16 protein-coding genes are annotated in these 20,189 nt (G+C 69.7%); 12 read left to right on the top strand and 4 right to left on the bottom strand.

Translation table 11 applies throughout. The annotated features are described in order from the left end of the window. Positions 1-4: 4 nt before the first annotated feature. Complete coding sequence (locus ACO2Q0_RS10900; RefSeq protein WP_423351511.1) at positions 5-970, top strand: type II secretion system F family protein; 966 nt, start codon at positions 5-7, stop codon at positions 968-970. Positions 971-974: 4 nt separating this feature from the next. Beyond that, positions 975-1,919, top strand: a complete 945-nt coding sequence (locus ACO2Q0_RS10895) for a type II secretion system F family protein (protein WP_423351510.1) — start codon at positions 975-977, stop codon at positions 1,917-1,919. 3 nt (positions 1,920-1,922) lie between these two features. Here the strand turns inward: ACO2Q0_RS10895 and ACO2Q0_RS10890 are convergent, their stop codons facing one another. Next, positions 1,923-2,996, bottom strand: coding sequence for a hypothetical protein (locus tag ACO2Q0_RS10890; protein ID WP_423351509.1), 1,074 nt, complete (start codon positions 2,994-2,996; stop codon positions 1,923-1,925). A gap of 139 nt (positions 2,997-3,135) precedes the next feature. On the opposite strand from ACO2Q0_RS10890, the gene ACO2Q0_RS10885 reads away from it, so the two are divergent. Genes ACO2Q0_RS10885 through ACO2Q0_RS10875 form a run of 3 tightly spaced genes read left to right on the top strand, consistent with a single transcriptional unit; the run spans position 3,136 to position 5,842 of the window. Further along, positions 3,136-4,434 carry a cytochrome P450 gene (locus ACO2Q0_RS10885; RefSeq protein ID WP_423351508.1) on the top strand — a complete coding sequence of 433 codons (1,299 nt, stop codon included), beginning with the start codon at positions 3,136-3,138 and terminating at the stop codon, positions 4,432-4,434. Positions 4,435-4,493: 59 nt separating this feature from the next. After that, on the top strand, positions 4,494-5,462 hold the full coding sequence (locus tag ACO2Q0_RS10880; RefSeq protein ID WP_423351507.1) for a phosphotransferase family protein: 969 nt from the start codon (positions 4,494-4,496) through the stop codon (positions 5,460-5,462). Beyond that, positions 5,459-5,842, top strand: coding sequence for a hypothetical protein (locus ACO2Q0_RS10875; protein WP_423351506.1), 384 nt, complete (start codon positions 5,459-5,461; stop codon positions 5,840-5,842). The genes ACO2Q0_RS10880 and ACO2Q0_RS10875 overlap by 4 nt, the downstream gene beginning before the upstream one ends. On the opposite strand, the gene ACO2Q0_RS10870 is transcribed toward ACO2Q0_RS10875, so the two are convergent. After that, positions 5,839-6,255 carry a DUF1810 domain-containing protein gene (locus ACO2Q0_RS10870; RefSeq protein ID WP_423351505.1) on the bottom strand — a complete coding sequence of 139 codons (417 nt, stop codon included), beginning with the start codon at positions 6,253-6,255 and terminating at the stop codon, positions 5,839-5,841. The genes ACO2Q0_RS10875 and ACO2Q0_RS10870 overlap by 4 nt on opposite strands. A gap of 117 nt (positions 6,256-6,372) precedes the next feature. Here ACO2Q0_RS10870 and ACO2Q0_RS10865 point away from each other — a divergent pair, with 117 nt between their 5' ends. Genes ACO2Q0_RS10865 through ACO2Q0_RS10855 form a run of 3 tightly spaced genes read left to right on the top strand, consistent with a single transcriptional unit; the run spans position 6,373 to position 11,292 of the window. Beyond that, complete coding sequence (locus tag ACO2Q0_RS10865; protein WP_423351504.1) at positions 6,373-8,871, top strand: TonB-dependent receptor; 2,499 nt, start codon at positions 6,373-6,375, stop codon at positions 8,869-8,871. Between the two features lie 8 nt (positions 8,872-8,879). Next, entirely contained in the window at positions 8,880-10,364 is a 1,485-nt protein-coding gene (locus tag ACO2Q0_RS10860; protein WP_423351503.1) for a CehA/McbA family metallohydrolase, read from the top strand. Positions 10,365-10,383: 19 nt separating this feature from the next. Next, a complete protein-coding gene (locus tag ACO2Q0_RS10855; RefSeq protein ID WP_423351502.1) occupies positions 10,384-11,292 on the top strand; it encodes an NAD(P)/FAD-dependent oxidoreductase in 909 nt (302 codons plus the stop codon). On the opposite strand, the gene ACO2Q0_RS10850 is transcribed toward ACO2Q0_RS10855, so the two are convergent. Then, positions 11,289-11,714, bottom strand: coding sequence for an Lrp/AsnC family transcriptional regulator (locus ACO2Q0_RS10850; protein WP_423351501.1), 426 nt, complete (start codon positions 11,712-11,714; stop codon positions 11,289-11,291). The two genes, ACO2Q0_RS10855 and ACO2Q0_RS10850, sit on opposite strands and share 4 nt — an antisense overlap. Before the next feature lie 124 nt (positions 11,715-11,838). Between ACO2Q0_RS10850 and ACO2Q0_RS10845 the strand changes: the two genes are divergently transcribed. The 4 genes from ACO2Q0_RS10845 to ACO2Q0_RS10830 all read left to right on the top strand — a co-directional run bounded on the left by ACO2Q0_RS10845 (position 11,839) and on the right by ACO2Q0_RS10830 (position 16,878). Continuing rightward, positions 11,839-12,948 carry a saccharopine dehydrogenase family protein gene (locus ACO2Q0_RS10845; RefSeq protein ID WP_423351500.1) on the top strand — a complete coding sequence of 370 codons (1,110 nt, stop codon included), beginning with the start codon at positions 11,839-11,841 and terminating at the stop codon, positions 12,946-12,948. Positions 12,949-12,952: 4 nt separating this feature from the next. Continuing rightward, on the top strand, positions 12,953-14,488 hold the full coding sequence (locus ACO2Q0_RS10840) for an aldehyde dehydrogenase family protein (protein WP_423351499.1): 1,536 nt from the start codon (positions 12,953-12,955) through the stop codon (positions 14,486-14,488). A gap of 87 nt (positions 14,489-14,575) precedes the next feature. After that, complete coding sequence (locus ACO2Q0_RS10835; protein ID WP_423351498.1) at positions 14,576-15,529, top strand: AAA family ATPase; 954 nt, start codon at positions 14,576-14,578, stop codon at positions 15,527-15,529. Further along, positions 15,529-16,878, top strand: a complete 1,350-nt coding sequence (locus ACO2Q0_RS10830) for a vWA domain-containing protein (RefSeq protein WP_423351497.1) — start codon at positions 15,529-15,531, stop codon at positions 16,876-16,878. Before ACO2Q0_RS10835 ends, ACO2Q0_RS10830 begins: the two co-directional genes overlap by 1 nt. A 1-nt stretch (position 16,879) precedes the next feature. Here ACO2Q0_RS10830 and ACO2Q0_RS10825 read toward each other — a convergent pair whose 3' ends face one another. Further along, the gene (locus tag ACO2Q0_RS10825; RefSeq protein ID WP_423351496.1) at positions 16,880-20,158 is read right to left on the bottom strand and encodes a carboxyl transferase domain-containing protein; all 3,279 of its coding nucleotides are present in this window, start codon (positions 20,156-20,158) and stop codon (positions 16,880-16,882) included. Positions 20,159-20,189: the final 31 nt, after the last annotated feature.

Genomic DNA, 20,189 nt, shown 5'->3' with positions numbered 1-20,189 from the left:
CGCCATGACGATCGACGTCCGCACCATCTTCCTGGTGATGGTCTTCGCCGCCGTGTTCGCCGGCGCGCAGGCCCTGATCGGCATCTTCTCGAACGCCGCCCAGAAGCGCGTCGTGAACCGCCGGCTGAAGGTGGCCGAGAAGGTCGACGGCGGCATCCAGGGGCTGGTGGTCGAGCTGCGCAAGCAGCGGGGCCTGACCGCCGCCGGCAAGCGCAAGGGCGGCATGCTCCGCAAGCTGTCGGACCTCATCGTCGCCTCGGGCCTGCCCTACGATCAGCGCAAGTGGCTGAGCTATGTGGCGCTGGCCGCCCTCGTCGGCGGCGCGGGCCTGGCGTTCATGAGCCGCAACCTGCTGTTGGCGCCGGTGGGTGCGCTGGTCACCGGAGTCGGGCTGCCGATCCTGGTGCTGAAATTCATCGCCGGGCGACGTTCCAATGCGCTGGGCTTTCAGCTGCCCCAGGCGCTGGAGATCATCGTCCGCAGCCTGGAGGCCGGCCACCCGGTGCCGACCGCCATCGCCCTGGTGGGCCGCGAGATGGCGGATCCCGTCGGCACCGAGTTCGGCATGGCGGCGGACGAGATCTCCTTCGGCGCCACGCTGGAACAGGCGATCGAGCGCATGTCCGAACGCTGCCAGCATCCCGACGTGGACCTCTTCGCCGCGACGGTCCGGCTCCAGGAGCGGACAGGCGGCAACCTCACGGGTCTCCTGAAGCTGAACGCCTCGACGATCCGCGAGCGGCACAAGATGCGGCTGAAGATCAAGGCCGCCTCGTCCGAGGGACGCGCCTCCGCGGCGATCCTGACGGCCGCGCCGTTCGTCGCGGTCGGCATGATCATGCTGATCTCGCCGAAGTTCTATGGCGACGTCATCAACGAGCCGATGGTGAAGTACACCATGATCGGCCTCGTCTGCTGGATCGGCATCGGCAACCTCGTCATGCGCCGCATGATCAACATGAGGCTGTAGAGGCATGACCCTCGAGACCATCATCTACGGCATCGGCCTGCTGCTGGTGGGCGGCGCGGTCGCCGGCCTGGCCTTCTTCGGTGTCGCCGAACTGCGTGTGCGCGCGCTCCGGCGCAACCGGCTCGCCGGCGCGCTGGCCGGCGGCGTTCGCAACACGACGGTCGAAAGACCCACGGGCGTGCTGCCCGATCAACTGCTCTCGACGGTGCGACGGCTGGGCCAGCAGAGCGCGGTGCGCGACCCGGCCAAGGTCTCGCTGCTGCGCTCGCGGCTGATGCAGGCGGGATTCTACAGCCGCGAGGCGCCGGTCATCTTCCTGGGCGTCAAGGCGGCCTTGATGGTGGCGGCCACGATAGGCGTGCTGATGACCCTGCCGATGATGATGGGCGCCAAGGGCGGCAACCTGGGAGGCTTGTCCACGGCGGTGGTGCTGTCGCTGGCCGCGCTCTATGGGCCCGACCAGGTGCTCAAGAGCCGCAAGAGCCGGCGCGAGCGGGAATACCTCGACGGCTTCCCCGACCTGCTGGACCTGCTGGTCGCCTCGGTGGAAGCCGGCCTGTCCCTGGACGCCGCGGTCAGCCGCGTCACCGAAGAACTGGAGCGGCGCTATCCGCACCTGACCGTCCACCTGCGCTTCCTCGTCCTGGAGCTGCGCGCCGGCCGCGCGCGGAAGGACGCCTGGGCCGCCTTCGCCGACCGCCTTGGCATCGAGGACGCCCGCGCGCTGGCCACCATGCTGCGTCAGGCCGAGGAGATGGGCACGAGCCTCGGCGAGACGCTCGCCGTCTTCTCCCAGGACATGCGCCAGAAGCGGATGCTGCGGGCCGAGGAGAAGGCGCTGGCGCTGTCGGCGAAGCTGACCGTGCCGCTGATCCTCTTCATCTTCCCGACGCTGCTCGTGGCGCTGATGCTTCCGGCGGCGGCGCGGGTGATGCGTGTGCTGGGCTAGGGTCTACAGGCCATACGGCTTGTAGGGCCCGAGGATCAGCTGCTCGAACACGCCGACGCCCTGTCGTTCGGGTTCGCCGGGGGCGCTCAGCACGGCCTTTGAGATCGCCTGGATGTGCAGGTTCTCCATAGCCGCCATGTCGGCCGCGCCCACGTCGATGTCCTCGCGCGCCACCCGCAGCTCGCCCTGCAGCGCGCCGTGCCGCCACTCGCCGCCATAACCGATGCCGCGCATCAGGAAGGTGGCGAGGGGTTCGAAGCTGACGGTGGCCTCGCCCGAAGCCAGCGGAATCCTCAGCGTTCCCCTCTCGGCGTGGCGCAGCCCCTGGCGAAGGGTGACATCCATGGCCGCACCTTCGGCGTGCTCGCCGCCCTCCGGGCCGGCCCCGTCCGGCAGCACCACCGCGCGCGTGTTCCAGGGCTTGCCGTTCGGGTCGGCGTTGACGTGGAAGAAGACCGAGCGGTCGTCGAAGTTCACCGGCGTCCACTGCCAGAAGAAGCCGGGAATCTGGCCGCCCGGCGTCGGCTGCGGATCGGGCGCGCCCACCGGCCGGATACCCCAGGAACGGTCGCGGGTGCCGAGCCAGCCCGAGGCGTCCCAGCGTTCGCCGTCCACCTCGACCCACCCTGAGACGAAGCAGTTCTGGGTCAGGCGCGTGTAGTCCATGAACAGGCGCGGGCCGTTGCGCTTGACGAAGCGCGGTTCCTCGATGGGGAAGGCGCGGCCCTCGAAGACGAGTTCGCACGCGATGCCCTCGGCCTTCTCCACCGTCACCTTCAGGCGCTGCAGCGGCTCCAGCACCTCGATGCGGATCGGCCCCACGCTCAGATCCATGCGCTCAAGGTTGAGGATGCGCGAGGCATGCAGGCAGCGCTGGACCTCGCCCTCCAGCACAGAGACGTGGGCGTCGGCGACGTTCAGGGCCGGATAGACCCCGAAGGCCACCGCCACGAACCGCGCGCCGTCCGGGGAATAGGCGTTGAAGAAGTAGCGGTCGTAGAAATTCCGGTCGGAGCCTGCGTAGGCGATCGGCTCCGGCGTCTGGTGGATCGGATAGTCGTCGCCGCGCGTCAGCATGCCCGTCCCTCCCGTCCCGCGGTTGACGCGCCGTCAGTCTTGCCGGTCGCCACACACGGGTATCAACTGCGGCCAAGATAAGAACAATTGGGAGGCGTCGTCTGCGCTGACCTCGCGTCAGCCGGGGACGGATATCGCGATGAGCGTCATGACGCGCGAAGACCACCGCATCCCGGCGCAGTACGCCGACACCCTGGTGCAGCCCTGGGCCTACGCGAATGGCCAGATCCACGAGACCTACCGCTGGCTGCGCCGGAACCAGCCGTTCGGCCAGGCGGTGATCGACGGCTTCGATCCCTTCTGGGTCGCGACGAAGCACGCCGACATTCTTGAGATCAGCCGCCAGAACGACCTGTTCCACAACGGCGACCGCAATCCCGTCCTGACCACCAAGGCGATCGACGAGCAGGTCCGGGCGATGATGGGCGGCAGCCCGCACCTCCTGCGCACGCTGATCCACATGGATGCGCCCGACCACCTGAAGTACCGGACGCTCACCCAGGCCTGGTTCATGCCGCCGAACCTCCGCAAGATGGAGGACCGGATCCGGGTGATCGCCAGGGCCACGGTCGAGAAGATGGCGGCCACCGGAGGCGAGTGCGATTTCGTCAAGCAGGTCGCCCTGCACTACCCGCTGCACGTGATCATGAGCATCCTGGGCGTGCCCGAAGAGGACGAGCCGCGGATGCTGCAGCTCACCCAGGAGATCTTCGGCGCGGCCGACCCCGAGCTGTCGCGGCACAAGGACACCGACATGTCCGCCGCCGCCGCGCCGCAGAAGATCGACATCAGCGTCATCACCGACTTCTTCGAGTATTTCCGGGCCCTCTCGGAGCGGAAGCGCGCGAACCCATCCGACGACCTGGGCTCGGTGATCGCCAACAGCATGATCGACGGCCAGCCGATCTCCGACTTCGAGGCGCTGAGCTATTACATCATAGTCGCCACGGCGGGGCACGACACCACATCGTCCTCGACGGGTGGAGCGCTGTGGGCGCTGGCGGAGCATCCCGGCGAACTCGCCAAGCTGCACGCCGACCCGTCGCTGATCCCGGGGCTCGTCGACGAGTCGATCCGCTGGACCACGCCGGTGAAGACCTTCATGCGCACCGTGACCGAAGACACCGAGTTCGCCGGTCGCCAGCTCAAGAAGGACGACTGGCTGATGCTCTGCTACGCCTCGGGCAACCGGGACGAGGAGGTCTTCGACGATCCCTTCGCCTTCCGAGTCGACCGCAAGCCCAACAGGCACCTGGCCTTCGGATACGGCGCCCACCTGTGCCTGGGCCAGCACCTGGCGAAGATGGAGATGCGGATCCTGTGGGAAGAGATGATCCCGCGCCTGAAGTCGGTGGAACTGGCCGGTGAGCCCGCCCTGAGCGAGGCGGTGTTCGTCAACGGGCCCAAGCGCCTGCCGATCCGGTTCGAGATGGCCTAAGCAGACAGCCCGTGTCGCATCCGCTGGAAGAACGCCTCGCGGCCTATATCGCGCGGAAGATGCCGGACGCGCGCGGCCTCGCCGTGTCGGGGCTTGAGCGCATCTCGGGCGGCGCGAGCCGCGAGACCTACCGTTTCCGGCTGAGCTGGGACGGCGGCGAGCGTCCGCTAATCCTCCGGCGCGATCCGCCGGCCAGTCTGATCGAGACCGAACGGCGCGTGGAGTTCGAGGCCTATCGCGCCTTCCACGGATCGGCCGTGCCGGTTCCCGAGATGCTGTGGCTGGAGGAGGAAGACGACGCCCTCGACCACCCGTTCTTCGTCGCCGAGGAACTCTGCGGCCACCAGGCGTCGCCGCAGGTGCTGCTGTCGGGCGCGTATGACCGGGTCATACCCAGATTGGCGGAGCGCAAGTGGATGATCCTCGGCGAGATCGCCAAGGCCGACCCTGCAGCGCTCGGGTTGACCGCCGTCATGCCGGCTCCGCCGCTGGACGCCTGCTGGCGCCGCGAGCTCGACCACTGGGAGGCGCTGATCGACCGCGACGCCGTCGAGCCCCTGCCGATCACCCGGGCGGCCATCCGCTGGCTGCGCGCCAATCCGCCGCCCCCGGCCCAGAAGCTGTCGGTCGTGCACGGCGACTATCGCACCGGCAACTACCTGTTCGACGAGGCCGGCGAGATCCACGGCGTGCTGGACTGGGAGATGGCGCACCTGGGCGATCCGCTGGAGGACCTGGGATGGAGCCTTCAGCCCGTGTGGAGCTTCGGCCGCGAGGGCCTGGCCGGGGGCTTGGTCCCGCAGGATGAGGCGATCGCCGCTTGGGAGCGCGCCAGCGGCATGAAGGCCGACCCGGCGGCCTTGACGTGGTGGATCCTGTTCAACTGCGTGAAGGGCCAGGGCATCTGGGTGGGCAGCGCCAAGGCCTTCACCTCGGGCGGCAACAGGTCGCCGATCATGGTCTACCCGGCGTGGTGGCTGATCAACGCCCAGGACCGCGCCATGCTGAAGGTGATGGAGCGGCTATGACGCCAGAAGTTCCCGCCGTCCTGGCCGAGCTCGCGGGCCTGCTCCTGAAGAATGCCGACCCGGCCGCACCGCCGGCCGAGCGCGCCAGCGACCTCACGCTGTCGGCCATGCTGCTGGGCCTTGCGGCTGAGGCCTGGGACGGCGCCGCCCACAATCTGGTGGAGGAGAATCGCGCGGTGCGAGCCCTACTGGGCGAGACCGGCGAGGACTGCGATCTGCGCCTCACCGCCCTCTCCGCCGAGAACCGCCGCCTGCGTGCGGCGCTGATCGAGCGTCACGCCGCCGCCGAGGCCGCGGGCGATGTCGCCACCTGTGAAGCGATCTGGGCCGAACTCGTGCGCTCCACCGAACGCCGGCGGATCTCCACGGCGCCGGTCTAGAGCCGCGCCACCGTCAGGGGATCCTCGACGCCGTCGAAGTATCTCGCCAGCGCGCCCCGGAAGACCGGGTTGTCCGAGGCGTGGGCGAAGAGGGTCATGGACGAGCGGAACTTCATATCGTCCGGACTGCCGAAGATCTCGCGCGCGCTCCGTCCCTGCACCGCGTGCGCCGCCGCGGCGCACTCGATCAATCGCGGCCCGAGCACCGGATGGGCGAGGTAAGCCTGGGCCTCGGGCAGGCCGGAGATCGCATAGGCCCGCGCCGTCGGGCTGGAGCCCAGGCCTGCGATCTGCGGGAAGACGAACCACATCCAGTGGCTGCGCTTGGCGCCGGCGCGGATCTCCGCCAGCGCGCGGTCATAGACCGGCGCCTGTGCGTCGACGAACCGCCGCAGGTCGAAGGGGTCGGACATGCCCCACCCTAGCAGGTGTGGCCCGCCTGCATCGCAGTCGAACTGACATATGGCCGTCGCCGAACCGATAAGGAGCGGCGCTATGGGCGGACCCTCAAATCGAGAGGGGGTCCTTCCATGAAAGCCATGCTCTTCGCCGCCGCCGCGGCTTCCGCGCTCGCGTTCGCCGCGCCCGCCCTGGCCGACGACGCCGCGCCCACCGACGTCGAGGAGCTGGTCGTTACCGGTCGCGCGGGCTCGGAGGCCCAGCGCAAGGTCGAGGCGAGCTACGCCATCACCACGGTGTCCGAGGAGAAGCTGCGTCTCCAGGCCTCGCCCAGCGTCGCCGAGGTGCTGAAGAACGTGCCGGGCCTGTGGGTCGAGGCCTCGGGCGGCGTCGGCGGGGCCAACATCCGCGCCCGCGGCATCCCGATCGAGGGCTTCGCGGCCATCGCCCTGCAGGAAGACGGCCTGCCGGTGCAGAGCGACGGCGGCCTGGGGTTCCTCAACACCGACTTCTCGTTCCGCATGGACGAGACGGTGGACCGCGTCGAAGTGGTGCGCGGCGGCCCGTCGTCGATCTTCGCCTCCTATGCGCCGGGCGGCACGATCAACTTCCTGACCCGCAAGCCGACGGAGGCCTTCGAAGGCTTGGCCAAGGCCGAGGTGGGCGACTGGGGCTACTGGCGCGGCGACGCCTGGATGGGCGGCACGGTCGGCGGCTTCCGCCTGGGCCTGGGCGGGTTCTATCGGCAGGACGACGGCGTCCGCGATCCGGGCTTCGACGCCAACAAGGGCGGCCAGGTCCGCTTCCAGGTCGGCCGCGACTTCGAGGGCGGCTCGATCGACTTCAACGTCAAGCACATCGACGACAATACGATCTTCTACCTGCCGGTCCCGCTGACCTTCGACCAGGACGGCGACACGGCCGAGATCCCGGGCTTCGACGCCAACTACGGCACGCTGGCGGGTCCGGAGACCGGCAAGCTGGTGCTGCGCACCAGCAACGGCCCCTACGCCTTCGATCAGACCAAGGGCGCCGACCTCAAGCTCACCCAGTACACCCTGCAGGGTACGTTCGAGGTCGCCGGTTGGACCCTCAAGGAAGGCTTCCGCTACCGGACCAGCGACCTGCTCCGCCAGGGCCTCTTCCCCAACACGCCGGAAGCGGCGGCCGCCCGGATCGCCCGCGGCGCGCCGGCCGGCACGACCCCGCGCCTGACCTACGTGAACGGCGGCCAGGCCTTCGACCTCGCCGGCCAGAACGGCACAGGCCTGGTCATGGACGCCTTCGTCCGCGCCCAGGACATCACCCTGGACGAGACCATCAACGACCTGCGCATCACCCGCGCCTTCGACGTCGGCGGCCAGATCCACGACCTGGCGCTGGGCGTCTATTACGCCAAGGCCGAGGAGACCTTCCTGCAGCAGGGCGCGGCCGTGCTGATCGACGTGCGCGAGAACGCCCGGCTGCTGAACATCGACTACGTCAACGCCGCCGGCGTCGTGGTCGCGCGCGGCACGGACAACGGCGTCTCCCGCTATGGCAGCCAGTTCGACAACGCCGAGGGCGAGAGCGAGACCTGGGCGATCTACGCCGCCGACGAATGGAGCATCACCGACAAGCTGCGGCTCGATTTCGGGGCCCGGTGGGAGCGGATCGAACTCACCGGCCGCAACGAGCGCCGGGCGACGATCAACCTGAACCAGCTCGCCAACAACACCGCCGACGATCAGGCGATCAGCGGCACGGGCGTGTTCGATCCGCTGGACCGCAGCTTCGACGACTGGGGCGCGACCATCGGCGTGAACTACCAGGTCGACCCGAACCTGGGCGTCTTCGCCCGCTACACCAAGGGCTTCCGCCTGCCGTCGCTCGGCGACTTCATCACCAACCCGACGCGGACCGATCCGCGGGCCCAGGGCATCAACCTGGCCGAGGCCGGCGTGAAGATCGACCGCGAGTTCTTCACCGCCTACGCCACCGCCTTCTACACCCACTTCGACAGCCAGAGCCTGACCGAGACCCGCTACGACGCCACCACCAACAGCTACATCAGCCAGACCGAGTTCGCCTCGACGACCTCCTGGGGCGTCGAGCTGGAAGGCACGGTGCGTCCGACGGAATGGTTCGACATGAGCGGGACCGTGACCCTGCAGGAGCCGACCTACGGCGACTTCATCTTCAACGAGCGCGTGGCCAAGGTCGGCGGCGCGTGCCCGCTGCCGTCCGACACGCCGACCGCCGGGGCGGACTGCCTGCGGGCCCGCGACTTCACCGACAACCGGATCATTCGGTCGCCCAAGGTGTCCGCCCGCTTCACGCCGGGGGTGAACCTGCTGGACGGCCGCCTGCGCGCCGAGGTGGACTTCCAGTTCTACGGCAAGCGCTACTCCGACATCGCCAACACCCTGACGATCCCGGCCTACGAGATCATCAACGCCTCGGTGCGCTGGAACGTGACCGACCAGGTCAGCCTCTACGCCTACGGCACGAACCTGACGAACGAGATCGGTCTGACCGAGGGCAATCCGCGAGCCGGCCAGTTCATCTCCGGCGAGGCGGGGGCCCGGTACTACCTGGCCCGACCCGAGCTCGGCCGGACGTTCAAGGCGGCCGTGCTATACCGCTTCTGATGCGCGGTATGGCCAAGCTATTCCAATGGAGCGCGGCGGCGATGGTCGCCGCGCTTCTCCTTGCTCCGGCGGCTCAGGCCCAGGACGTGACGCTCACCGGCGTCATGACCCACGCCGATCTGACGACCTATCGTGAGGTCCCGTTCAAGGTCCCGGCGGGGGTCACCGCCGTGACCGTGGAGTTCGCCTACCAGGGCAAGGAAGAGCGCTCGGTCATCGACCTGGGCGTCCGGGATCCCCTGCGCTTTCGCGGTTGGAGCGGCGGCAACAAGAGCCGCTTCGTGGTGGCCGAAACCTACGCCACGCCCTCGTACCTGCCGGGCCCCATCCCGTCCGGAGAGTGGAAGCTGATCCTGGGCGTGCCGGCGATCCGCAAGACGTCGAAAGCGCCCTACGCCGCCAGGATCTGGTTCGAGCGGAAGCCGGCCGACTTCCAGGGCTTTGCGCCGCGGCCGCTGAACGATGCGCCGGGCTGGTACCGGGGCGACCTCCACCTGCACACCGCCCATTCCGATGGGAGCTGCGCGGCCCAGAGCGGGGCGCGTGTCCCCTGCCCGCTGTTCAAGACGACCGAGGCCGCCGCGGCCCGGGGCTTGGACTTCATCGCGGTCACCGATCACAACACCAGCGCCCACTTCGGCGCCCTCGCCGAGATGCAGCCCTACTACGACCGGATGCTGCTGATCCCCGGCCGCGAGATCACGACCTTCCAGGGCCACGCCAATGTCTTCGGGACCACCGCCCCGCTGGACTTCCAGCTCGGCGGCCCGCGCGCGCCCAAGCTCGGGACCATACTCGACCAGCTCGAGAAGGCCGGCGGGATCATCTCGGTGAACCATCCCGGCCTGCCGTCGGGCGAGGCCTGCATGGGCTGCGGCTGGACCGCCGAGACCGACTGGCGCCGCGTGGCGGCCATCGAGGCGATCAACGGCGGCGGCTTGAAGTTCGGAGCCGAAGGCCCCGGCGCGGGCATCCCCTTCTGGGAGGCGCGGCTCGACGAGGGCTTCCGCCTCACCGGCGTCGGCGGCTCGGACAACCACGACGGCGCAACGCCGCTCACCGCCACCCAGTCCGTAGGCTCGCCGACGACCGTCGTCTATGCCGAGAACCTGTCCCAGCCGGCGCTGCTCGCCGGCATCCGTTCCGGCCGCGTCTTCATCGACGTCGAGGGCACGCGCGACCGACTGCTGGACGTGACCGCGACCCTCGGCGGTCAGACCGCGCACATGGGGGACGTGCTGAAGCTGAAGGCCGGCGATATCGCTCGCATCGAGGTGAAGACCGCGGGCCTCGCCGGCGGCCATATGACCTTCGCGGGTCCCGGCAAGGGTCTGATGCGCACCGACAACCCGCCTTTCAAGGACGGCGAGACGCGGGTGCTGGAGCTGCGCGCCGACGGCGCCAAGGGCTGGCTGCGGGTCGACGTGCGCGGGCCAGACGGCAAGCTGTGGATCCTCGGCAATCCGATCTACCTGGAGCCGGCGGCCCCGTAAGCGCGTTGGCTCACCTGCCATGGGTGACAACGAAATCCTCGACTGCGTGGTGATCGGCGCAGGCCCCGCGGGCCTGACCGCCGCCATCTACCTCGCCCGTTTCAAACGCCGCTTCGTCGTCATCGAATCCGGCGGCAGCCGCGCCGCCTGGATCCCGCGCAGCCGCAACCATCCGGGTTTTCCGGACGGCGTGAACGGCAAGGTGCTGCTGTCGCGGATGCGGAGGCAGGCCGAGACCTATGGGGCCGAGATCCGCGCCGGCCGTGTCGAGACCCTGACGCCGCTCAAGTCGGGCTTCCGCATCGAGACCGAGGGCGAGACCCTGCGTGCGAAGACGGTCATCCTGGCCACCGGCGTGATCGACAACGCCCCCGACATCCCGGGCCTGGAGCGCGGCGTGGAGAAGGGCCTCGTGCGCATCTGCCCGATCTGCGACGGCTACGAGGTGCAGGACTGCAGCGTCGGCGTCATCGGCCGTGAAGACCACTGCGCCCGCGAGGCGATCTTCATCCGCACGTGGTCGGACGACGTGACCTTCATCCACGTGGGCGCCGAGCCGCTGCCGAAGAGCCTCACCACCGACCTGACGAAGGCCGGCGTCGGAATCGTCGAGAGCGCGGTCCAGGCGGTGGAGATCAAGCGCCGGAAGATCACCGCCTTCGACTTCGGCGAGGACAAGAAGCGTAGCTTCGACGTGGTCTATTCGGCTCTGGGCGTCACGCCGCGGGCGCAGCTCGCCGTCCAGGCCGGCGCGATGCTGGACGACAGCGGGCGGCTGGTGGTCGGCGACCATCAGGAGACCTCGGTTCCAGGCCTCTACGCCGCCGGCGACGTGGTGCGCGGCCTGAACCAGATTTCGACGGCCGAGGGCGAAGGCGCCGTGGCCGCCACCGACGTCCACAACCGGCTCACCCGGAACTTCGCCTAGCGGTCGAACTTGGTCGACAGCACCAGCGAGGTGTTGGTCCGCTCGACGCCCTTCACGGCGCCGATCTCGTCGATGATGGCGTCCATCTCGGCGACGCCCGCCGCCTCGGCCGTGGCGATCATGTCGAACGGCCCGCTCACCGACTGCAGGCGTGTGACGCCGGGCATCCGCTTCAGCGCGGACGTCACGGCGGCGGCTTGCTTCGGCTCCACGGTCAGCATGATGAAGGCGTGCACCCGCCCTGCGGCATAGGTCGGCGCGAGCTTGACCGAGTAGCCGGCGACGACGCCGCTGCGCTCCAGGCGCGCCAGCCGGCTCTGCACGGTCGTCCGCGACAGGCCGAGCGCCCGGGCGAGTTCGGCGACCGGCGCTCGGGCGTTCTCGCGCAGTCGGGCCAGCAGATGCTCGTCGAGATCGTCCATTCGTCGCTATGTCCATCAGGGTCGGCGATACGCCCAGAATAGCCGCACGATTCGCCGGGGCGCCAATTGTAAATGGCTGGGCCGTGGCCGAGCCTGACTTCCGACCAGTCAGGGAGGCAGTCACATGCGCAAGGTCGCCGTCATCGGTGCAGGCAAGATCGGATCGACGGTCGTCGACCTGCTCACCGGCTCGGGAAGCTATGAGGTCCTGGTCCTCGACCAGTCGGCGTCGGCGCTGAAGGCCCTGGAGGGCCGCCACCGCGTCGAGACCCTGGCCATGGCTATCGACAATCCGGAAGCGGTCGCCGAGCGCATCAAGGGCTGCTTCGCGGTCGTGAACTGCGCCCCCTATCACCTGACGACCGCGGTGGCCCGCGCCGCCAAGGCCGCCGAAGCCCACTACCTCGACCTGACCGAGGACGTGGCGTCCAGCCGCGTCGTTCGCGAGCTGGCCAAGGACTCCAAGACCGCCTTCATCCCGCAGTGCGGCCTCGCGCCCGGCTTCATCACCATCGCCGCCTGGGACCTCGCCAAGCACTTCGACGAACTGCACGACGTGCGGCTGCGGGTGGGCGCCCTGCCCCGTTATCCGTCGAACGCCCTGAACTACAACCTCACCTGGTCCACCGACGGCGTCATCAACGAGTACTGCGAGCCGTGCGAGGCCATCGTGAACGGCAAGCTGCGCGAAACGCCGGCCATGGAGGAGCGCGAGGAGTTCGCCCTCGACGGCGTCACCTACGAGGCCTTCAACACCTCGGGCGGCCTGGGCACGCTGTGCCACACCCTCGACGGCAAGGTGCGGAACCTCAACTACAAGACCATCCGCTACCCGGGGCACGCGGCGATCTTCAAGGCGCTGCTCAACGACCTGAACCTGCGCAATCGCCGCGACGTCCTGAAGGACATCCTGGAAAACGCCGTGCCGGCGACCATGCAGGACGTCGTGATCGTCTTCGTCACCGTCTCGGGGATGAAGGCCGGCCGGCTGATGCAGGAGACCTACGTCAATAAGGTCTACGCCCAGGAGATCTACGGCGAGCTGAAGAGCGCCATCCAGATCACCACGGCCGGCGCCATCTGCGCGGTGCTCGACATGCTGGCGGACGGCACGCTGCCCTCGACCGGCTTCATCCGCCAGGAGGACATCGCGCTTCCGGACTTTCTCGCCAACCGCTTCGGCCGCTATTACGCGCCGCAAGACGCCACCCTCCTGCGCGCCGCCGCCGAGTAAGCTCATGAACGCCCCCGCCAAGATCGCCTCCGCCAAGACGGAAGCCGCCGACGTCCTCAAGCGCCTTGGGGTCGCCGAAACCCTCTGGACCGGCGGCGGCCGCGCTGTCCGCTCGCCGGTCACCGGCGAGGTGATGGCCGAGGTCCACGACACCCCGGTCGCCGAGGTGAACGCCGCCGTCGAGCGCGCCCACGAGGCGTTCCTGAAGTGGCGCAACGTGCCGGCCCCGCGCCGGGGCGAACTGGTCCGCCTGTTCGGCGAGGAGCTGCGCGCCGCCAAGGCCGACCTCGCCAAGGTCGTGACCCTGGAAGCCGGCAAGATCGTCTCGGAAGCGCTCGGCGAAGTGCAGGAGATGATCGACATTTGCGACTACGCCGTCGGCCTGTCGCGCCAGCTCTTCGGCCTGACGCTGGCCACGGAGCGGCCGGACCACCGGATGATGGAGACCTGGCACCCGCTGGGCGTCGTGGGCATCATCTCGGCCTTCAACTTCCCCGTCGCCGTCTGGTCGTGGAACTCGGCGCTGGCCTTCGTCTGCGGCGACGCCTGCGTCTGGAAGCCGTCTGAGAAGACGCCGCTGACCGCGCTCGCTGTCCAGGCTCTGTTCGAGCGCGCGCTGGCCAAGTTCGGCGACGCGCCGGAAGGCATTTCGGCGGTGATCATCGGCGGCCGCGAGGTGGGCGAGGCCCTGGTCGACCACCCGAAGGTGCCGCTGGTCTCGGCCACCGGCTCCACGGCCATGGGCCGCGCGGTGGGTCCGCGCCTCGCGCAACGCTTCGCCCGCGCCCTGCTGGAGCTGGGCGGCAACAACGCCGCGATCATCGCGCCCACCGCCGACCTCGACCTCGCCATCCGCGGCGTGGCGTTCGCCGCCATGGGCACCGCCGGCCAGCGGTGCACCACGCTGCGCCGCCTGTTCGTGCACGAGAGCCACTACGACGGCTTCGTCGCCAACCTGAAGGCGGCCTACGCCTCGGTGCCGGTGGGCGACCCGCGCGAGGCCGGCACGCTCGTCGGCCCGCTGATCGACGAGGCCAGCTTCAACGGCATGCAGAAGGCCCTGGCCGACGCCCGCGCGGCCGGCGGCAGGGTCCACGGCGGCGAGCGCGTCGAGGCCGGCGAGGCGTTCTACGTCCGCCCCGCGCTGGTCGAGATGGACGCCCAGACCGACGTCGTGAAGCGCGAGACCTTTGCGCCGATCCTCTACGTCATGAAGTACCGCGACCTGGACGAGGCCATCGCGCTGCAGAACGACGTGCCGCAGGGCCTGTCGTCCTCGATCTTCACCAACGACATGCGCGAGGCCGAGCTCTTCATCTCGGCGCGCGGCTCGGACTGTGGCATCGCCAACGTCAATATCGGCCCCTCGGGCGCCGAGATCGGCGGGGCGTTCGGCGGCGAGAAGGAGACCGGCGGCGGCCGCGAGGCGGGCTCGGACAGCTGGAAGGCCTACATGCGCCGCGCCACCAACACCCTGAACTACGGCAAGACCCTGCCGCTGGCCCAAGGCGTCAGCTTCGAGATCAAGCCGGCCCCCTAAGGCCGCCTCAAACGGCTGTTTGCGTCGTGGAAGAGCGCTGGCACAATCGCCGGCGTTCTTTCCCGCGATTTCGAAAGCCGTTCTCCTTTGACCGTTTCCACGCCCTCGGCCGCCAATAGCGGCGCCGATCCGTTCGCCTCCGTCGACGCCCTGATCCAGGGCCTGGCTGGGGTGGGCTACATCGCCTCGCGCCGGATCGCGACGGCGCTCTACATGGCCGTGAATCTCCAGAAGCCGATCCTGGTCGAGGGCTCGGCCGGCGTCGGCAAGACCGAGCTCGCGCTCTCGACCGCGACCATGCTGGGTCAGCCGCTGATCCGCATGCAGTGCTACGAGGGCCTCGACGAGTCCAAGGCGCTGTACGAGTGGAAGTACGGCAAGCAGCTCCTCTACACCCAGATCCTCAAGGACCGGATGGGCGAGGCCCTCGCCGACGCCAAGTCCATGGACGCGGCCATGGACCGCCTGCACGGCATGGGCGACCTGTTCTTCTCCGAGCCCTTCCTGGAGCCGCGGCCGCTGATGAAGGCCCTGCAGCAGGACGACGGCTGCGTGCTGCTGATCGACGAGGTCGACAAGTCGGACGAGGCCTTCGAGGCGTTCCTGCTGGAGGTGCTGTCGGCCTACCAGGTCTCGGTGCCGGAGCTGGGCGTGCTCAAGGCCAAGACCCCGCCGCTGGTGTTCCTCACCTCCAACAACGTCCGCGACCTGGGCGACGCGCTGAAGCGCCGCTGCCTGCACCTGCACATCCCGCTGCCGGAAGCGGCGCTGGAGGAGAAGATCGTCGCCAGCCGCGTGCCGGGCATCGAGGCCAGGCTGACCCGCGAGCTGGTGGCCTTCGTCCAGTCGCTGCGCACCCTCGACCTGCGGAAGGCGCCGTCGATCTCCGAGACGGTGGACTGGGCCCGCGCGCTTGTCCTGCTGCACGCCGATAGCCTCGACGCCGAGGTCGTGCGCGACACGTTGAACGTGATCCTGAAGTTCGAGCAGGACATCGCCGCCGTCGAGCCGCAGGTGGTGGAGCTGATCCACCGGCGCTGATGCAGGGCACGCTCGAACAGTTCTTCCGCGCCCTGCGCGCCGCCGACGTCCGGGTCTCCCCGGCCGAGGCGATCGACGCGACGCGCGCAGTGGCGGTGACCGGCTTCGCCGATCGGACGCTGTTCAAGGACGCGCTCTGCGCCACGCTCGCCAAGTCGGCGGATGAGGTCGACCGCTTCGAGGCGACGTTCGAAGCCTTCTTCGCGAGAGACCCGGTGGCCGCCGAGCCGCCGCCCGCGCCGCTTAGCGAGCGCGAGGCCGAGCAGGTGGCGGAGTCTCCGCTCGCCCAGGCCGTGCTGCAGGGCGACGCCGCGGCGGTCCAGCAGGCCATGGAGGAGGCCGCCCGCGAGGCGGGCGTCACCGAGATCCGGCTCACCACCCAACGCAGCCGCATGACCCGACGCCTGCTGGAGGAGATGGGCCTCGATCAGATCGAGGCCATCATCGCCCGCGCCCGACGCCTGCCCGACGGGGAAGGTCAGGGTCTGGCCGATCGCTTGGAGGCGGCGCGCGGCCGGCTGTTCGAGCAGGCGCAGGCCTACGTCCAGCGCCAGCACGACCTCTATGCCGCAACGTCCGCCCGCGAGCTCCGGGAAGAGCGGCTGGTGCGCAAGCAGCTCAACGCCGACGGCGGCGTCGATCCCGTCGACTACGCGCTGATGCAGCAGCTCGTGCGCAAGATGGCCCGGCGGCTCGCCACGAAGTACGCCCGCCGGCGGCGGGCCGCGCAGCGGGGCCACCTCGACATCCGCAAGACGCTGCGGCGCTCCACCGCCCACGGCGGCGTGCCGTTCGAGATCGCCTGGAAGGTGAAGAAGGTCGACCGCCCGTCGATCGTCGTGATCTGCGATGTCTCGAAGTCTGTCGCCGCCTTCGCCCAGTTCCTCCTGACCTTCCTCTATTCGCTGAACGAGGTGGTGGAGCGGCTGGACGCCTTCGCCTTCTCCGGCCGCCTGATCCCGGTCGGCGACATCCTCGACGACCACGCCGTCGACCAGGCGATCTTCAAGGTGCTGCAGGAGATCGGCTTCCAGTCCACCGACTACGGGCAGGCCCTCGCCGACTTCGCCGAGAACCACCTGGACAGCCTGGACCGCAAGACGACGGTGATCATCCTGGGCGACGGCCGCTCGAACCACGCCGAGCCGCGCCTCGACCTGATGAAGCAGATCCACGACCGCAGCCGTGCGGTCATCTGGCTGAACCCCGAGCCCGAGAGCTACTGGGGCCAGGGCGACAGCGTCATGAACCGCTACGCCCGCTTCTGCCACGTCGCCAAGCAGTGCGGCACCCTGGAGCAGCTCGAGCGCGTCATCGAGGACGTGCTGCGCTCATACGTCCCGCACTAGCTCACCACGTATCCACGAACGGCCGCTTCTTGCCGGGACGCTTCGGCGGCACGGGGCAGGCCTTCAGCCCCCGCACCAGCCAGGCGCGGGTCTCCATCGGGTCGATGACGGCGTCGATCTCGACGACCGAGGCCACCGAAAGCGCCTTGCCGTTCTCGTACATCTTGCCGACCAGCTTCTCGAACAGCGCCTGGCGGGCGGCGGGATCCTGTTCGGCCTCCAGCTCCTTGCGGTAGCCGAGCCGCACGGCGCCTTCGAGCCCCATCGGACCGAACTCGGCGGTGGGCCAGGCGATCGTCATCGCGGGCGCCGAGAAGTCGCCGCCGGCCATGGCCTGGGCGCCCAGGCCGTAACCCTTGCGCAGCACCACGGTGAACAGCGGGACGGAGATGCTGGTCGCCGCCACCATCATCCGGGAGCCGCGCCGCACCGCCGCCGTCGCCTCGCTCTGGGGCCCCACCATGAAGCCCGGCGTGTCGCACAGCGAAAGCACCGGCACATCGAAGGCGTCGCAGAGCTGCAGGAACCGGCCCGCCTTCTCGGCGCCTTCGGAATCGATGGCGCCGCCCAGATGGCGCGGATCGTTGGCGATCACGCCCATCGGCCGGCCTTCGATCCGCAGGAAGCCCGTGATCATCCCGCGTCCGTAGCCGCCGCGCAGCTCGAGCCAGGAGCCGTCGTCGGCCAGCGTGCGGATCACCTCGCGGATGTCGTAGGCCCGCACGCGGTTCTCGGGGATCAGGTGGCGCAGCCGGCGCTGGTCGGCGCAGGTCCAGTCCGGAACCGCCCCCTGGAACACGCCGAGCAGCTGCTTCGCCGCGGTGGTCGCCTCGGCCTCATCCTCGACCAGCAGGTCGATGGCGCCGTTGGCGTACAGCACGCCCGAAGGGCCGATCTCGTCCGGCGTGAAGACGCCAAGGCCGCCGCCCTCGATCATCGCCGGACCGCCCAGGCCGATGTTCGAATATCGGGTGGCGATGGTGATGTCCGCGCAGCCGAAGAAGATGGCGTTGCCGGCGAAGCAGCGGCCCGAGTTGATGGCGATGCGGGGCGCGAGGCCCGACAGCCGCGCGAAGGTGGTGAAGCTCGTCGTATCCAGCGACGAGGCCGAGAGCTGGCCGCCGTCCACGTCGCCGGGCCGGCCCCCGCCGCCCTCGGTGAACCAGACGATCGGCGCCTTCCAGTGCTCGGCGAATTCCAGGATGCGGTCGGTCTTCTTGTGGTTGAAGTGGCCCTGCGTGCCGGCCAGCACGGTGAAGTCGTAGGCCAGGCCCACGCAGCGGGCGCGGTCCTCGTCGAACAGGTGACCGTTCACCGCGCCCACGCCGGTGACGATGCCGTCGGCCGGGGTGTTCGCGCGCAGGTCGTCCAGCGTGCGGCGCCGTCGCTGGGCCGCCACCGCCATGGCTCCGTACTCGCTGAAGCTGCCGGGATCGAAGAGGTCGGCGAGGTTCTCCCGCGCCGTCCGCTGGCCGGTCTTGCGGCGGCGGGCCACCGCATCGGGCCGCGCCTCGTCCAGCGTCAGGCGGTGGCGTTCGATCACCTCGGCGAGGTCGGGCCGGATGGCGTCGAGATCGATGGCCTGTTCGGCGGCATGGGCGGCGTCGCCGCCCTCTATCGGCTCAAGGAAGGCCACGACGTCGCCCTCGAAGACGGTCTCGCCAGCCTGCACCGCGAGCGCGCGCAACACGCCCGCGCTTTCCGCCGCCACGACGTGCTCCATCTTCATCGCTTCGAGGATCAGCAGCGGCTGGCCGGGCCGCACGGTCTCGCCGACCTGCGCCTGGAGGCCGATGACCGTCCCTTGCAGCGGCGCCTTCAGCGGGGTCGTCCCGGCGGGCGCGTCTACCTCCAGCGTCCGGCGCGCCGTGTCCGCGCCCCGCGAGGCAGCGTCGAAGTAGAGCTTCGGATGCGGCTCCGGCGCCTGGAAGAGCTCGCCCATGTGCTCTTCGATGAAGCGGGTGTGCACGTCGCCCGCCGCCACCGCCGGATGGGCCAGCAGGCCCTGCAGGAAGGCGATGTTGGTCTCGGCCCCTTCGATGCGGAACTCCGACAGGGCGCGGTAGGCCTTCGCGGCGGCGCGCGAGAGGCCGCCCGTCCCGGCATGCACGATCACCTTGGCCAGCAGGCTGTCGAACCGGGCGCTCGTCGCATAGCCCGCGTAGCCGAAACCGTCGACGCGCACGCCGGGCCCCGACGGCGGCTCGAACACGGCCAGCGTCCCGCCCGCCGGTCGCGCCGACCCGTCCGCCGACATGGTCTCGAGGTTGACCCGCGCCTGCACGGCGTGGCCGCGCGGGGCGGGCACGGCCTCCTGGCTCAGTCCCAGCTCCTTCAGGCTTCGCCCCGCCGCGATCTCGAGCTGCAGCCACACGAGGTCGAGCCCGGTGACCGCCTCGGTCACCGTGTGCTCCACCTGCAGCCGGGCGTTGGCCTCGATGAACACCGCCTCGCCGCCCTCCACCAGGAACTCGATGGTGCCGACCCCGCGATAGTGGGCGGCCTTCGCGAGCCTCAGCGCCCCTTGGAACAGCTTCTCCCGCACGGCCTCGGGCAGCATGTCGGCCGGCGCGATCTCCACCAGCTTCTGCCGCTGGCGCTGCAACGAGCATTCGCGGTCCCAAAGGTGTATCGCCTCGCGCCCGTCGCCGACGACCTGGACCTCGATGTGCCGCGCGTGCGGCAGGAAGCGCTCCACGTACAGCCGGCCGTCGCCGAACGCCGCCTTGGCCTCGGAGGCGCAGCGTTCGAACGCCTCGGCGAGCGCGTCGGCGGTGCTCGCCGGCCGCATGCCCCGCCCGCCGCCGCCGGCCACCGCCTTGACCATCACCGGCCCGTGGGCGTGCAGGAAGGCCTGCGCCTCCTCCAGCGTCGCCGGCCCCTCCGTTCCCGCCAGCACGGGCACGCCGCAGCCCTGCGCCAGGCCCCGCGCCCGGGCCTTGTCGCCGAACAGCTCCAGCGTGTCCGGCCCAGGTCCGACGAACACCACCCCCGCCGCCTCGCAGGCGCGCGCGAAGGCGGCGTTCTCCGACAGGAAGCCGTAGCCGGGGTGGACCGCTTCGCAGCCCTGCGCCTCCGCCGCCGCCACGATCTGACCGATGTCGAGGTACGCCGCGGGACCAGACCCCTTCAGCGCCACGGCCGCGTCGGCCCGCTTCACGTGCAGGGACGCCGCGTCGTCTTCGGAAAAGACGGCGACGCTCTCGATGCCCATCTCCGCGGCCGTGCGCGCGATGCGCACGGCGATCTCGCCCCGGTTGGCGATGAGCAGCTTCTTCACGCGCGCCCCCTCAAACACTTGTTGGGACGCA

The organism is Phenylobacterium sp. VNQ135, from assembly GCF_049445735.1.
In the GTDB taxonomy this organism is placed as follows: domain Bacteria; phylum Pseudomonadota; class Alphaproteobacteria; order Caulobacterales; family Caulobacteraceae; genus Phenylobacterium.
Note: the sequence above shows the minus strand (reverse complement) of the source record. Positions and strands in the feature narration are given on the sequence as shown.

What these genes read in the sequence shown, in the direction of transcription:
- ACO2Q0_RS10900 (WP_423351511.1), top strand. Translation starts at nt 5, where the DNA reads ATGACGATCGACGTCCGCACCATCTTCCTGGTGATGGTCTTCGCCGCC.
- ACO2Q0_RS10895 (WP_423351510.1), top strand. Translation starts at nt 975, where the DNA reads ATGACCCTCGAGACCATCATCTACGGCATCGGCCTGCTGCTGGTGGGC.
- ACO2Q0_RS10890 (WP_423351509.1), bottom strand. Translation starts at nt 2,996, where the DNA reads ATGCTGACGCGCGGCGACGACTATCCGATCCACCAGACGCCGGAGCCG.
- ACO2Q0_RS10885 (WP_423351508.1), top strand. Translation starts at nt 3,136, where the DNA reads ATGAGCGTCATGACGCGCGAAGACCACCGCATCCCGGCGCAGTACGCC.
- ACO2Q0_RS10880 (WP_423351507.1), top strand. Translation starts at nt 4,494, where the DNA reads ATGCCGGACGCGCGCGGCCTCGCCGTGTCGGGGCTTGAGCGCATCTCG.
- ACO2Q0_RS10875 (WP_423351506.1), top strand. Translation starts at nt 5,459, where the DNA reads ATGACGCCAGAAGTTCCCGCCGTCCTGGCCGAGCTCGCGGGCCTGCTC.
- ACO2Q0_RS10870 (WP_423351505.1), bottom strand. Translation starts at nt 6,255, where the DNA reads ATGTCCGACCCCTTCGACCTGCGGCGGTTCGTCGACGCACAGGCGCCG.
- ACO2Q0_RS10865 (WP_423351504.1), top strand. Translation starts at nt 6,373, where the DNA reads ATGAAAGCCATGCTCTTCGCCGCCGCCGCGGCTTCCGCGCTCGCGTTC.
- ACO2Q0_RS10860 (WP_423351503.1), top strand. Translation starts at nt 8,880, where the DNA reads ATGGCCAAGCTATTCCAATGGAGCGCGGCGGCGATGGTCGCCGCGCTT.
- ACO2Q0_RS10855 (WP_423351502.1), top strand. Translation starts at nt 10,384, where the DNA reads ATGGGTGACAACGAAATCCTCGACTGCGTGGTGATCGGCGCAGGCCCC.
- ACO2Q0_RS10850 (WP_423351501.1), bottom strand. Translation starts at nt 11,714, where the DNA reads ATGGACGATCTCGACGAGCATCTGCTGGCCCGACTGCGCGAGAACGCC.
- ACO2Q0_RS10845 (WP_423351500.1), top strand. Translation starts at nt 11,839, where the DNA reads ATGCGCAAGGTCGCCGTCATCGGTGCAGGCAAGATCGGATCGACGGTC.
- ACO2Q0_RS10840 (WP_423351499.1), top strand. Translation starts at nt 12,953, where the DNA reads ATGAACGCCCCCGCCAAGATCGCCTCCGCCAAGACGGAAGCCGCCGAC.
- ACO2Q0_RS10830 (WP_423351497.1), top strand. Translation starts at nt 15,529, where the DNA reads ATGCAGGGCACGCTCGAACAGTTCTTCCGCGCCCTGCGCGCCGCCGAC.